The following is a 12,859-nucleotide window of genomic DNA, read 5'->3' as shown; positions in this document are numbered from 1 at the left end:
CAGGCGCAACGATCGGAACGGGTTTCGCCTGCGTCCAGAAGAAAGAGTTCAATATAAAACGGAATAAGGCGGTCAAATGACCGTCTTTTTATTTTGTAATTTTGTAATGTAATTTGTAATATGTAATGTAAAATGTAATTTGTAATGTAATATGTAAAATGTAATTGTAATGGAGTATGTATTGTAGTATAGTTGGTAATAGTAGGTAATAATTACAAATTAGAAGGATGTGCTGAAAAGTGAGCGGATTGACGAAAGATGCGATTTTTGCAGCCGCAAATGCCTTACAAGCAGAAGGGTTTACACCAACCGTAGCTACAGTACGAGAAAAATTGGGGAAAGGAAGCTTCACGACTATTAATGAAGTTATGCGCGAGTGGCGCGAGAGCCAAAAAGCACCAGAAGCGCCGGCAAAAGAGGTCGCACCACAAGCGGTCGTTGACAGCCTTATGGAATTTGGAAATACACTCTGGAAGGTTGCCAGCGATTTAGCTGTTGAAAGCTTAAAGTCCGATCGAGAAGGCTTGGAGCAGATGAAACACGCTATGGAGGAAGAACAGCGCGAAACGGTAGCGTTTGCCGATAACATGTCCAATAAGGTAGATGCGCTAGAAGCTAAAGCCGAAGAATTGATATTTCAACTGGAGCTTGAGCAGAACGGCCATGAAGCTACAAGGAGCCTCTACACGGTGTTGACGGATGAGGCTATTAAACTGCGCTCCGATCTGGAAGCTGCCAAGCAGCGAGTAGAAGATTTTAAAGAACAATCCCATGGTTATAAGGCCTCGCTTGAGCAAGCACAGCGGGAAATTAAAATATATAGCGAACGTGAAATTCAAAGGGAAAGCCTTGTAGTAAAGCTTGAGAGCGAAATCGAGAGCCTTAAGAAAGAGCGAAATCAACAGATTGCTAACATGACTCGTGATCTGGAAAAAGAACGAGACAAAGCAGAAAAGGCCGAGAAGGCATTTGAAGCTGAACGTGCAACCGCACAAGCAGCATTAATTGAAAAAGCACAGTTGGAAGGTGAATTAAAAGCGTTGAAAGCTTTAGTGGAAGCTGCCCAGGCTAAACAGGAAAAATCGGGCGACGATAAGCAACAGTAACCAGTGAAAGGAGCGAGTTAGATGGAATTTATTTTGTGGTTCATTACTATCAGTTCGTCTGTGTTCGGTCTGCTTGCATTATCATTAGGTATCATTCAGTCGGGAAAGAAATCCAGTTCTTTTGGTGAAATCAATAAAGAAGAACATAACAAGAGAAGTATTATGGGGAAATTTAAATTTAGCGGTCTTTGTGCATTTATTGTAGTAGTGACGGTAATACTCCTGAATTCTTAAAAAATCGCACCCTTTCTGCTTTGTATTTTTCGCTACGCGGGAAAAGGGAAGAATAGCGACGAGCAGGCGGATTGGATTTGGTGAATATTGAAGAGTATCTGAATAGGATAAAAAAGAGCCCTTATCTGATCTTTCAGGATGGGGAAGGAGAATAAAAAGGCACTCTGCGGATTTTTTCCGTTGGAGTGCCTTTTAATTATATAAACGTCGTGATTGCGTTTCTATACACATGGCAGCCGGCGCTACCAGGGCGCAGGCTACTAGAGCAACCGGTGCCATCGATCGATGCCGCGGCAGCCGGCAATTATGGCTAAGAACTGCGACTCCGGGATCCGCCGGCGCATGCCAGGGCGCAGCTGCTAGAGCAACCGGTGCCATCGATCGATGCCGCGGCAGCCGGCAATTATGGCTAAGAACTGCAGCTCCGGGATCCGCCGGCGCTACCAGGGCGCAGCTGCTAGAGCAACCGGTGCCATGAATCGATGCCGCGGCAGCCTCGGTAATTATGGCCAGAACTGCAGCTGGTGATCACGCTGGCGTATGCCAGGGCGTAGCTACTTCAACCGGTGCCCATCGATCGGTGCCGCGGCAGGGGCAATTATGGCCAGATCAGACAGCTCCGGATCCGCGGCTGTCTGTCCATGAAAACTGGTCTGAAAAAGGTTGTTGACTATTATAAAGTCTACATGCTAATATAAGATTGTAAGCGAGACACACACTAAAGGAGACGATCGAACATGACAAACAAAGAACAATTTTTTGCGAAGGTAGACGAGAAGAAAGCAGCCGAAAAGCGCCTGAACGAGCTGTCCGCTGAGTATGACGCCTGGATATTCACCGGCGAGTGGACGATCATCGACAGGATCGAAGCAGAGCGCAAGCAGCTGCTCGGTTCCATAAAAAAGCAGGATGAGATATTAGCAGTCATGCGGGATATGTTCAGCCGCGAGGAGCTCCGGGCGATGCACACGGAATACTATAGCAAATAAGCAGCCGAAACGCCGAAGGGCGTCGTCGAGGATTGATTACCTCGGCCTGACGATGGCAGATCTACACTAACGAAATGGAGACGATGAACATATGTCCACAATGCGTAAATTTGAAAGAATGGCGATCCGCCGCGAACGTAATTTCCTCCAAAAGAAAAGCTCGTTCCGTACAGGATCCGGCGCATTGAACAAGCTCATCGCTCACGATGAACGCCGTGTTTACTTCCAAGCTGCAGCCGGCAAAATGGTTAACACAATTGACCGTGTGAAACTCCGTGCAGCTCTCCGCGATCTGTTCGTTAATCGGACAGCTACTCGCAAAAACCTTGAACGCTATTCGAATTATAACTCAGCACTCCTCGGCCTCCTCTCCGCAATCCTCCGCGAGATGACTAAAGTGACAACAGGCCGCAAAGGTCTACGTATTACGCTCATCGGCGTTCGGTTCTACTTGTCCGGATGCGACAAAGCGGTTAAAGATCTAGAAGTCGCGAAAGCGAACGGAGCTGAGTTTGTGCTCATGTCGTATTGGTGGCTTAAAGGAAAGAAAGAACCATTTGCACATGTTAAACGCCTCGGCCTTAAAGTCCTCCTGGACTCCGGCGCGTTTACGGCCTTCAATAAAGGCGAGCAATTAGACGTCGTAGAATACGGCGCCTTCGTTCTCGAACATAAAGAAGTCATCCACGCATACATAACGCTCGACGTAATCGGCGACGCTGCAGCTTCTGCAGCAAATGACGAATATCTCCGTAACCTGGGACTCTCCCCGGTTCCAGTGTTCCCGGCTTTCGGAGAACTGGCAGATCTGGAACGCCTGGTTGCTGAGGATCACGATTTTATCTGCATCGGCGGGACAGCGATCCGTGGCATTAACGAAGAAACAAAGCGAGCAGCCTTCCAGAAAATTTTCACTGCATTCCCGGATCAGAATTTCCACTGGCTGGGCGGCAGCTCTTCGATTATCGTCGAGTTCCCTTGGTTCTCTGCTGACTCTTCGACATGGCTCAGCGGTCGCAAGTACGGCAAGCTCATGAGCGCAACATTCAAAACGGCCAAAGCTCCTGCAGGGATGGACGGATTCGCGGCTCTCGCCCATAACGTCCGGATCCTCGCAGCTCTGGAGGATATCCGGATTGAAGAAGTCGAATCATATTACGAGATCGAACTAGCAGCCTAAACCACGGGCTGCTTTTCTTTCATTCCTTGCTCCCCTCCGAAGGCCCCGGATCTGTTTGCCCTATACACCGGCGGATCCCGCGCAGCACCGCCAGCAGCGGAGACGTTCGATCGCACACCGGCGGATCCCGCGCAGCACAACCGGCCCCTATCGCCGGCAGCGTAGACGTTGGATTGCACGCCGCGGATCCCGCGCAGCACAACCGGCCCCTATCGCCGGCAGTGTAGACGTTGGATTGCACGCCGCGGATCCCGCGCAGCGCAACCGGCCCCTACCGCCAGCAGCGGAAACGTTCGATCGCACGCCGGCGGATCTTGCGCAGCCGCCACCAGCCTCTACCACCGGCAGCGTAGACGTTCGTTCGCACACCGGCAGATCCCGCGCAGCACAACCGGCCCCTACCGCCAACAGCGGAAACGTTCGATCGCACGCCGGCGGATCCCCCCTATCAGAGCTAGCCACTCCACCAGGCAAAGACTTTCAGCTTTCTATCTTACCAGCAGCCTCCTTCGGCGTTGAACGCGTCGAATACTTTTTCGAACTCGGCCTTTACTGTCGGCAGCTCCGTGCGCAGTTTCTCGAGGTTATCGAGAATTTCTTCTCGGTAATCCGCCAGACGCTTAAGCGTGAGGTTCTTTTCTTCTCTCCGGATATCAGCCTGGATCCCATCAATCCGAGCTTTGAGCTCCTGTCCTTGCTTAGCAAGTTCAAATGCTTTCGAGCTTGCGTATGTGATCGGCGCGTCCCACTGTGTTTTTCCTTGGATTGTAATTGTCATTTTTTATCGTCTCCGTTCCAGCTATTTTTGTTTGTGTCCCTCTAACTTAAAAAATAGAGCCGGATCTCTCCGACTCTCCGGTTTTAGCGCTCGGCAATCCCGAGGCGCGTTCTATTGTATTGCTGCAGTGTGAGACCAAGCTCGAGAGCGAGTTCCTCGCTATAGGCCAGCCGGCGGACGAGAGCAGCCTCGTGAGCTGCTGGATCCGTTTTCTGAGTGAGGTACGCCTCAGAGAGTGCCTGTTCGATCATCGGTGTCGAGTAGTAGCTCGGTTCCGGATGCTCCCAGCTGATCGCCGAGTCCATCCGATCAGCGCCGTTATCGCCGCTAACCTTCCGGAGAGTGACACGGTACGGATGCCAAAGTTCGGCCTCCTGCATGAATGCCTCAGTCAGTTTATAAACCGATTGAACCTCATATGTAGATCCGAATAATTCAAGTTGCTGGCCTTTGGTGTAAGTAGTTGACATAGTAATCGATCCCCTTTCAATGGGCGAGTGTAGTGTAACTTCCCCGTCATGGCGTACCCTTTCGGGTCGTGGTCGCTCCCCCGTTGCTGGGATCGTGGCGTACTCCGCTCGGAGGCGGTTAACCTTGTGAAGTAAATATAACATGTTGACTATTATATAGTCAACATGTTTTTTCTAAAGATCTCCCCACTATAAAAGGCCGGAGTCTCCCCCGGCCCTATCTTTAATCCTATAACTCGAATTCTGTTACGCCGCGCGCGACCAGCTCGTCACGTTGTGCTTTCATTGGATCGTATACACTCGCCCAGGCTGCGCGCTGCGTGTCTGTCATATTACAGCGCTGCTCTATCATTTTTGGAGAACTGACAAGCTCAAACCATTTATTTAGCGAGCGTAGGCGTTGCTGATCTTCTGTATCAAGTAGTTTGAGCGACCGTACCGCTCCCTCCGTCGAGATCCGCCGCTCTTCGCCGTTACGAACCGATACGATGAAGTAGGCTGAACCGTCTTCCTCGACTTTCAGATCTTCAAATCGGATCCGGATCGGTTGTACTTCGCCATTAAGTTTCACGATTGCCACGCGATTTAAAAAGTTCATTGCTCGAGTAGTTGCTTTCATTAATATTCCTCCGTTTTATATTTCTTTTAAAGGGGATCCGGAGATCCCCGGCCTAGATTATCGAACTTCCATCGTCGCCAGCTTGAGCAGTTTCGCTCGTGTCTGCAGCATGTATACGCCTTGTGTGAACAGGATTTCAAGATCTTTCGGAGTCGCTCCGATCGTCGCGAACGCTTTCCGGAAACGCTCCGTATGTATAGCCTCTTTCATCTGGGAGAGCAGTTCCTCCTCTAGTTCGCGTACGCGAGTCTGGATCTGATCAATTCCTATTTCCGATCGGAGAGCTTCTTGTCGCTCGTCCATTTCCTCAAATTGCTCGTCGGTGCAGTTTTCCGGATATTCGCTCGAGATTTCATTTGCTTTCGCGTAGTACGCCTGGAGCATTACGTCCTGAGCTGCTTTCGTGGAGAGGTATTCTTGCTGAGTTTCTTTTTTCATTTTGTGATCCTCCGTTTGTTTGATTAGTTCGTTTATAAGAGAATCATAACATGTAGACTATTATATAGTCAACAAAAAGATAGCAAAAAAAAAGGCTGCAGTTTATTTCTGCTGAGCCTCTGTTTCTTCATCCATTGTAGGTCTTTTCTCCTCGATACGAGCTGCCTGCGTTTCGGCCTTATCTCTTGCTCGTTTTTCTTGCATCCATTTGGTTTTATACTCTTTTCTATTACCGTATTTCTCCTCGTTCAGAGCTGCCATATCTCCACGCTGCCGGCTCTCCCGGAATGTATTAATTTTATTGATCTCATCCGCCTTGAGAAAACGCGTTCCGCGATTTGTGAGATCGTCCCGCATTGCCGGCAGATCTGCTAGCTTATTGTTTTGCGTCGCCCATTCGTAATATAGCTTTAAAGTGATCGTGGAGACTCCGACGATTTTTGAGACTTCCCCGATTGTATAGTAATCAATGCCATCATGATTTTTCATTATGACCGCGCTCCCTGAAATATTAGTTATACGGTCATAATAGTTGTTTACTATATAATTGTCAACGAATTTATGACAAACGAAAAGGCCGGCAATTTATCCGAATGAAAAGGCCGATATTGTTCCTGGAGGAACCCCAAATTAAAGGGGCTCTTTTTTCTTTAAAGTAAGAAGAGAACCAGGCTAAATTAAGCGGTATGATAAGCCCTAAAGTCATCTTTTATTTTCACCTTAAAAAATTATACCTACAATTTCTATGTACAAATTATATTTTAAAAACGCTTATTTAACGCATTTTAAAAATATATTATTGTGTGTAATTGTGCAATAAAATTTAGCGTTAAGCAGCGCTAATTCGCTTTTTATTTTGCTTATAGAGTCGCCATGTTATAATGAAAATGTTAGTAATGATTCCCACTCGTGAGTTTACAGACATCCTTTTGTAGGGGTGTTTTTTGTTAGAGAAATCCTAAAGGAATAACTAATAGATTCGGGGCATATATTGGAAGGTAAGACAAGCTTGGAAGAATAATAGAAAGGGGTGGTGCTTGGCAAGTGTGAAGAAAAAACTGAATAAGTCTGGCACAAGGAGGTTGAATCAGATGAACTCATTTATCGAACATGCAGTAAACTTTGTGACAGACAAAGATAAAGTACAGCTCGTGGTAGCTTACTTAAATCTCTTTGCAGTCGCTAGGTCGGTAAGTAAAAAGGAAAAGGCTTCCGACAAAAAGTCGAAAGCCAAATCCAAAGGGAAAATGAAAACCAAACGTTCTTAATCCAGGGGTCGCCAAACCAGCGGATTAGGAACTGAGTAACTCAGGAGTCAAGACTGTGGGGACAGTTCTTGGCTCCTTTTCTTCCTATTATACTGTTCAAAAATCATGTTCGCCATACCAACTGTAGGAGATTTCAATTTTCTATCCTATGAGAGCGTTGAAAAGAATAGTACAACTTTTTTGCCGCGCCGAGAGATAGCGGCTGCACGGCCTTATCGCCGACGCTCCGCGAATGATGCTGGATTTGCCTGTCTTGGGCATTCGCCAGCAGATGCATTCCAATCGCTGCGTGCTTGGTTAAAGTAAAGATAACAAAAGAAGCACCCGCAGTTATCGGCGGGGGCTTCTTTTGTTATCCTACTACACCGAGCGATAAAAATCACCCTTGGGATCGATCTTCCCGATAACTTTTGCCGCTGGCCATGCGCCGGCGAACGTATCGATCGCTGCCCTGGTTGATCTGCAGCTGCCGCGCTGGCCATGCGCCGGCGAACGTATCGATCGCTGCGCCTGGTTGATCTGTAGCTGCAGCTCTGGCCACGCGCCAGCGAACGTACCGATCGCTGCCCTGGTTGATCTGCAGCTGTCGCGCTGGCCATGCGCCGGCGAACGTATCGATCGCTGCGCCTGGTTGATCTGTAGCTGCAGCTCTGGCCACGCGCCAGCGAACGTATCGATCGCTGCGCCTGGTTGATCTGCAGCTGCAGCTCTGGCCACGCGCCAGCGAACGTACCGATCGCTGCCCTGGTTGATCTGCAGCTGCAGCTCTGGCCATGCGCCGGCGAACGTATCGATCGCTGCGCCTGGTTGATTTGTAGCTGCCGCGCTGGCCATGCGCCGGCGAACGTATCGATCGCTGCGCCCTGGTTGATCTGTAGCTGCCGCGCTGGCCATGCGCCGGCGAACGTACCGATCGCTGCGCCCTGGTTGATCTGTAGCTGCAGCTCTGGCCATGCGCCAGCGAACGTATCGATCGCTGCGCCCTGGTTGATCTGCAGCTGCAGCTCTGGCCATGCGCCAGCGAACGTACCGATCGCTGCGCCAGGTTCTATAATCTAAAAGCATTTTTGTTATTTTAGCTGAATAGAGATGTCGCGCTTCTTCCAAACCGTTATCATAACTGAACAGTATTGACAATGATTTTTCACCCCAGTAAAATCAGGGTATAGAACGTTGTCATAACTCATGATCAAAAGTAGGAGGCGAATTTTCATTAAATACGGATATGCCCGAGTCAGTACTAAGCTGCAGGAGCTCACCTCTCAGATTGAGTCGCTAAGGAATGAAGGATGCGAAGAGATTGCTCAGGAGAAATACACCGGAACGACAACAGCTCGTCCAGAGCTAAAGGCGCTACTCGCAAAACTTAAAGCCGGTGACGTCTTAGTGGTTACCAAGCTGGATCGTTTGGCACGTAACACCAAAGAGGGAATCGAGATCATTGAGGATATGTTCAAGCGCAGCGTCAAGGTTCATGTCTTGAACGTTGGACTACTGGAGAATACCACGATGGGACGCTTCTTCCTCCAGACAATGCTTGCAGTTGCAGAAATGGAGCGTAACCTGATAATTGAGCGCACAGCAGAAGGTAAGGCCATTGCAAAGCTTAATCCGGATTTCAGAGAAGGTCGCCCTAAGAAATATACGAAGAAGCAAATAGAACATGCATTGTCACTCCTGCTCAGTAACTCCTATACACAAGTCGAAGAGATGACCGGCATAAGTAGGAGCACACTCGCAAGAGCAGCACGAACCAAACGCACGATACCGCCGCAGGCAGCCTCATATTAAGAAAAAGCTCCAGGGATTCTTATCCCTGGAGCTTTTTTGATCGTGGCAGATTTTAAATTCCAGTGTACTATCTCAAAGAAGCTTGTCTGAGGCGAATAAATTCAAGAATGAGTGCCAGTTCTTTAAAGCTCCCGCTGTGAAGTCGCTTCTCATCGACATGCATGTGATACGGGTCGAATTTTGTTATTTCTACAGGTGTACCGTCTGGATGGTAATGGGCATGGAATTTCATGATTTCTTTCTTGTTACTGCCATACCAATCATACCAATAAAGTTCGATGCATGCTCGGGTGGGGTCAAGAACTTCTGTACAGAGCATTTTAGACATATCACGAAAAACAATAGTTTTTCTAATGAGCCCTGCCTGACTACTTAACCCATTAACACCCTCTCGAACCTCTTCAATAATGTCTTTGAAGTTGGTTTCGATAAATAAAAAGTTACTCTTTGGAATCCCCAAACTCAATATTTTGCCTCCCCAATAGATGGGACCAAATTTCAGCATCGGTTTGCTCTTCAGGTGTCAGGTGTACTTTTGCTCCGAGCGTTCGTTCGAACTCGCCACCGTATTTTTGTTCGTAATCTGCGATTAATCTAGTGTAATACTCTAACTGGCTTTCTTGGCGCTCTAAAGCAGCCATTTCAGCTTCTTGTTTGTGCCACATTTCTGCGACTTCACTTACGAGCATTCTATCTCCAGAATTTGTGATAAACTCTGTATTTTCAGAAATGCGGTTGTGCTTGTTATCACCGGCAATTTCTACGCCGACAAAACGATTCTGTTTAATCCATTTATGAATTGTAACCACGCTCACTCCGAAAAATTTGCCCAGTTGTGCAGGCGAATAATCTTTCAGTATCACGGTACTTGTTGCAGCAGCCGTAGCTACAGTAAGCGCGTGTTGAAGCAGAACATAAATTTTCTCCTTCAGCAGCTCCGGTCTTTCAAATATAGATTCATCTAATCCTTCAATTAAAACCTCGTTATTTCGCAATGCATGCGCAAGGACTTTAAACAACAACACAGTATTTTCAAAGTTGTCTTGATCCAGGTGCAACAACATGTCCGCAATAGATTTGGACTGTTTAGAAAAGATAGTCTTCTCACTGTATGTAATAGGCATTAGCATATCACCCCATACCCCCATATTAACACTTTAGGTTTAAGTTATCAATACATAAACTTAAACTAACTTAAACCCTTATTAAACAGTGTTATGCAAAGGAAAAGGTTTTATACCTGGGGGTCCCTCCAACAATTGAGAGAAAATTACGTTAAGCCCTCGGATGTAACCGTGATTAGCGTTTTGAAATAGAATTTATAATGGCTGCCGGGGGCACAAAACAAAAAAGACACCCACGGCCGGGAGTCCTTTCGAGAATATCACGATTACCTGTACTCCTTGCGTACTTACAGGCACATTCGGGCTTGTCTGGTCCGATCTCTGCGCGTGCCGTTTACCAGGTACGTATCTACCTGCACCGTGGGCTTATTACCAAGTTAACACATGCTTACTGACAACAGTCTGTCAGAGAATATATGTTCTTTTTTGTTTTTCTAATAACTTAACCGGCAGAGACTGCTACAGAACGGGTTATTGCATTAGCACGGCGAATGCCTACAATTTCCTTGTATTCCTTTGAATTATGAAAACGCTGAACTGTCTCATGGTCAGGAAATTCCCAAACAATCATAGTTTTTGGATTCCAATCGCCCTCATAAGTTACAGCCTGTGAATCATGGGAAATTAGCTTTGCTCCGTATTCTTTCATCATCAGGACAGGGGCTGTGTTTGCATACTCCTGGAATCCTTCAGGGTTGGTAACCTCAATATCAACGATTAGAAAAACGCTCATGGTGTAATTTCTCCTTCATAATAATCATATTTCAAGGTACTAGCATAAAAATAGTAACTTTGATTAGTTAGTACATCGGCATTATTCGGCATATATTTAAGCCCTTATTTGCCATTGGATCCGGAGTTGCCGCGCTGACCACGCGCCGGCGAGCGTTCCGATCGCTGCGCCTGGTAGATCTGCAGCTGCCGCGCTGGCCATGCGCCGGCGAACGTACTGATCGCTGCCCTGGTAGATCTGCAACTGCCGCAATGGCCACGCGCCGGCGAACGTATCGATCGCTGCCCTGGTAGATCTGCAGCTTTTTTTTGATATTAAAATTCTCCTTGATGATACCGATAAAATTAATAACAGTCATTTTTGAATATTAATATTCAAAAACAAGAGGTGAATTAAGGTGTCGAACATACAAGCAGCCACTAACGAACTTCATCGGGCATTTGAATTGCTTAACAAGAATTTTTTTGATGGAGAACTGCCTGAGCCGGCCATTACGATACAATCCAGCGGGAAAAGACTCTCTATGGGATGGTGTACGACGAAAGAAGTTTGGCGGGATCAGGAAGGAAAAATTAGAAAGTATGAGCTCAATATCTCGGCAGAATATCTAAATATAGAACTCATGGAAACGATGGATACCATGATGCATGAAATGGTCCATCTCTATAATTTAGTTAATGGGATCCAGGACTGTTCTCGTGGGGGAACTTACCATAACAACCGTTTTAAAAAGGAAAGTGAGCGACGGGGCTTTTATTATCCCGATAATAAGCCTCACTCTACATATGGGTGGTCCTTCTCCAGATTGACAGATGAAACGAAAGAAAAAATATTGCATTTAGGGATCAATCACGCTGCATTTCAAATTGCTCGCAGAACCACTCCCCTCCCGGAGATTAGTTCGAACCAGGATACCGAAAGCCAAGGTGGTAATACGGTTAGCCCTGGCACAAAGAAATCTAATTCCTATAAATGGACTTGTCCTAATTGCGATTTAATTGTGCGTTCCTCGAAAGAAAAGGTAAATATTATTTGTGGCGATTGTAACGAACCACTGGTTGGATCTTAAAAGAGCTGCAGGCATAACCAGTAGTATATTGCCGGCAGTAGAAGTCAGGAGCCATATACGATGAAAAGGCATATTGATATCTACAAACCACTAAACCACTATTTTATAATTTCAGATGACTATGCAGAAGCTCCTATTTCTTTGGTAGAGCGATATGCGGATCCGAACCGACTTCCTGCCATTAGACGAGTGCTTAGAATTTTACAAGGAAGCAAGGTTCTTTTATTTAATCAGCTTTTAGATTTTAGTTATTTTAACTTATTGTCGTTTAGGAATTTAGGAGAGACAAGCCTAAACCATTTCCTTGAGGTATTAAAGCTTGCCTGCGAGGATCCGGAGCTGCTGCAACATGATATCGAACCCATTCCATCAATATTGGTCCAATTAAGAGAAAAGTACGAGAAAAGAAATGAAATTCCATATGAGGAGATCGAACGTCGCAAAAGGATTGAAGGCGTCACAGCCAGGTTAAGGGAACTTGGGTTGATCACCTGATGCTACAAATAAAAGCAAAAAGAGAAGTCGTCCTTCCCATAAGAAGAACGACTTCTCTTTATTACGTCTTATTTGTGAGAGAGGATCATGCAGCTTAAAAATTGCTCATAATTAGGTACAAGTTCTATTGGCTTCTTGCCCCTAGGCGTCAAAGCAGTCATATCGGTATTAAATTCCTCCAACAATTGAAGCATTTTATAATCAGCTGTACTTGCTGCCAGGCTAACTAAATTATGTTCTCCAAATGAACGATTCGGATTAGCCCCTTTTTCAAGCAGTTTCCGTGCAGCAACTAGCGCCTTGTTGCGTACTGCAAGATACAGCGGGAAGAATCCTTTCTTATCCGTTGAATCTACATCAGCTCCACGCTCAATGAGCAGAAATGCCGTATCGCAGGAAGCCCCTTGGTTTTTGAGCGAATCTACAAGCAAGGTTCTATTATCATGATTAAACGGGAAATTAACATCATATCCCGTATAATCTAAAAGCATTTGCGTTATTTTAGCTGAATAAAGATGTCGCGCCACTAATGGGATCATCTTTCCGCCTTCTTCATACTCTTTCA

The 12,859-nt window shown here is 46.5% G+C and carries 18 protein-coding genes and 1 other RNA gene; 9 read left to right on the top strand and 10 right to left on the bottom strand.

What is annotated here, in order from left to right; genetic code table 11:
• The first annotated feature begins 239 nt into the window (after positions 1 to 239).
• The 5 genes from WFJ73_RS23380 (at position 240) to WFJ73_RS23360 (ending at position 3,509) form a co-directional block, all read left to right on the top strand.
• Positions 240 to 1,106 carry a DNA-binding protein gene (locus tag WFJ73_RS23380; protein WP_336775368.1) on the top strand — a complete coding sequence of 289 codons (867 nt, stop codon included), beginning with the start codon at positions 240 to 242 and terminating at the stop codon, positions 1,104 to 1,106.
• A 21-nt stretch (positions 1,107 to 1,127) separates the two neighbouring features.
• A complete protein-coding gene (locus WFJ73_RS23375; protein ID WP_336775367.1) occupies positions 1,128 to 1,340 on the top strand; it encodes a hypothetical protein in 213 nt (70 codons plus the stop codon).
• Between the two features lie 737 nt (positions 1,341 to 2,077).
• Positions 2,078 to 2,329, top strand: coding sequence for a hypothetical protein (locus WFJ73_RS23370; protein ID WP_336775366.1), 252 nt, complete (start codon positions 2,078 to 2,080; stop codon positions 2,327 to 2,329).
• Between the two features lie 2 nt (positions 2,330 to 2,331).
• An RNA gene (locus tag WFJ73_RS23365) (hammerhead ribozyme type II) lies at positions 2,332 to 2,394 on the top strand.
• Between the two features lie 26 nt (positions 2,395 to 2,420).
• Complete coding sequence (locus WFJ73_RS23360; RefSeq protein WP_336775365.1) at positions 2,421 to 3,509, top strand: hypothetical protein; 1,089 nt, start codon at positions 2,421 to 2,423, stop codon at positions 3,507 to 3,509.
• Between the two features lie 493 nt (positions 3,510 to 4,002).
• On the opposite strand, the gene WFJ73_RS23355 is transcribed toward WFJ73_RS23360, so the two are convergent.
• From WFJ73_RS23355 to WFJ73_RS23335, 5 genes are all read right to left on the bottom strand, one after another.
• Entirely contained in the window at positions 4,003 to 4,287 is a 285-nt protein-coding gene (locus WFJ73_RS23355) for a hypothetical protein (protein ID WP_336775364.1), read from the bottom strand.
• A gap of 83 nt (positions 4,288 to 4,370) precedes the next feature.
• Positions 4,371 to 4,757, bottom strand: a complete 387-nt coding sequence (locus WFJ73_RS23350; protein WP_336775363.1) for a hypothetical protein — start codon at positions 4,755 to 4,757, stop codon at positions 4,371 to 4,373.
• Between the two features lie 229 nt (positions 4,758 to 4,986).
• On the bottom strand, positions 4,987 to 5,376 hold the full coding sequence (locus WFJ73_RS23345) for a hypothetical protein (protein ID WP_336775362.1): 390 nt from the start codon (positions 5,374 to 5,376) through the stop codon (positions 4,987 to 4,989).
• Between the two features lie 57 nt (positions 5,377 to 5,433).
• Positions 5,434 to 5,814, bottom strand: a complete 381-nt coding sequence (locus WFJ73_RS23340; RefSeq protein WP_336775361.1) for a hypothetical protein — start codon at positions 5,812 to 5,814, stop codon at positions 5,434 to 5,436.
• A 102-nt stretch (positions 5,815 to 5,916) separates the two neighbouring features.
• Positions 5,917 to 6,303: a hypothetical protein gene (locus WFJ73_RS23335; RefSeq protein WP_336775360.1), complete on the bottom strand. Its 387-nt coding sequence runs from the start codon at positions 6,301 to 6,303 to the stop codon at positions 5,917 to 5,919.
• A 602-nt stretch (positions 6,304 to 6,905) separates the two neighbouring features.
• On the opposite strand from WFJ73_RS23335, the gene WFJ73_RS23330 reads away from it, so the two are divergent.
• Positions 6,906 to 7,082 (top strand): hypothetical protein, encoded by a 177-nt coding sequence (locus WFJ73_RS23330; protein WP_336775359.1) that lies wholly within the window; start codon positions 6,906 to 6,908, stop codon positions 7,080 to 7,082.
• A gap of 360 nt (positions 7,083 to 7,442) precedes the next feature.
• Here WFJ73_RS23330 and WFJ73_RS23325 read toward each other — a convergent pair whose 3' ends face one another.
• A complete protein-coding gene (locus WFJ73_RS23325; protein WP_336775358.1) occupies positions 7,443 to 8,219 on the bottom strand; it encodes a hypothetical protein in 777 nt (258 codons plus the stop codon).
• 75 nt (positions 8,220 to 8,294) lie between these two features.
• Between WFJ73_RS23325 and WFJ73_RS23320 the strand changes: the two genes are divergently transcribed.
• Positions 8,295 to 8,873 (top strand): recombinase family protein, encoded by a 579-nt coding sequence (locus WFJ73_RS23320; protein WP_336775423.1) that lies wholly within the window; start codon positions 8,295 to 8,297, stop codon positions 8,871 to 8,873.
• A 67-nt stretch (positions 8,874 to 8,940) separates the two neighbouring features.
• On the opposite strand, the gene WFJ73_RS23315 is transcribed toward WFJ73_RS23320, so the two are convergent.
• From WFJ73_RS23315 to WFJ73_RS23305, 3 genes are all read right to left on the bottom strand, one after another.
• Complete coding sequence (locus WFJ73_RS23315) at positions 8,941 to 9,339, bottom strand: toxin-antitoxin system TumE family protein (protein WP_336775357.1); 399 nt, start codon at positions 9,337 to 9,339, stop codon at positions 8,941 to 8,943.
• Positions 9,314 to 9,997 carry a hypothetical protein gene (locus WFJ73_RS23310; protein WP_336775356.1) on the bottom strand — a complete coding sequence of 228 codons (684 nt, stop codon included), beginning with the start codon at positions 9,995 to 9,997 and terminating at the stop codon, positions 9,314 to 9,316. The genes WFJ73_RS23315 and WFJ73_RS23310 overlap by 26 nt, the downstream gene beginning before the upstream one ends.
• Positions 9,998 to 10,439: 442 nt before the next feature.
• On the bottom strand, positions 10,440 to 10,730 hold the full coding sequence (locus tag WFJ73_RS23305) for a DUF1330 domain-containing protein (protein ID WP_336775355.1): 291 nt from the start codon (positions 10,728 to 10,730) through the stop codon (positions 10,440 to 10,442).
• Positions 10,731 to 11,127: 397 nt separating this feature from the next.
• Here WFJ73_RS23305 and WFJ73_RS23300 point away from each other — a divergent pair, with 397 nt between their 5' ends.
• Both WFJ73_RS23300 and WFJ73_RS23295 read left to right on the top strand, forming a co-directional pair.
• A complete protein-coding gene (locus WFJ73_RS23300) occupies positions 11,128 to 11,799 on the top strand; it encodes a SprT-like domain-containing protein (protein WP_336775354.1) in 672 nt (223 codons plus the stop codon).
• Positions 11,800 to 11,859: 60 nt separating this feature from the next.
• Positions 11,860 to 12,294, top strand: a complete 435-nt coding sequence (locus tag WFJ73_RS23295) for a hypothetical protein (protein ID WP_336775353.1) — start codon at positions 11,860 to 11,862, stop codon at positions 12,292 to 12,294.
• Positions 12,295 to 12,362: 68 nt separating this feature from the next.
• Here WFJ73_RS23295 and WFJ73_RS23290 read toward each other — a convergent pair whose 3' ends face one another.
• Positions 12,363 to 12,833 (bottom strand): ankyrin repeat domain-containing protein, encoded by a 471-nt coding sequence (locus tag WFJ73_RS23290; protein ID WP_336775352.1) that lies wholly within the window; start codon positions 12,831 to 12,833, stop codon positions 12,363 to 12,365.
• Positions 12,834 to 12,859 lie beyond the last annotated feature (26 nt).

It is taken from the genome of Paenibacillus sp. MMO-58, assembly GCF_037146255.1.
Classification (GTDB): Bacteria; Bacillota; Bacilli; order Paenibacillales; family Paenibacillaceae; genus Pristimantibacillus.
Note: the sequence above shows the minus strand (reverse complement) of the source record. Positions and strands in the feature narration are given on the sequence as shown.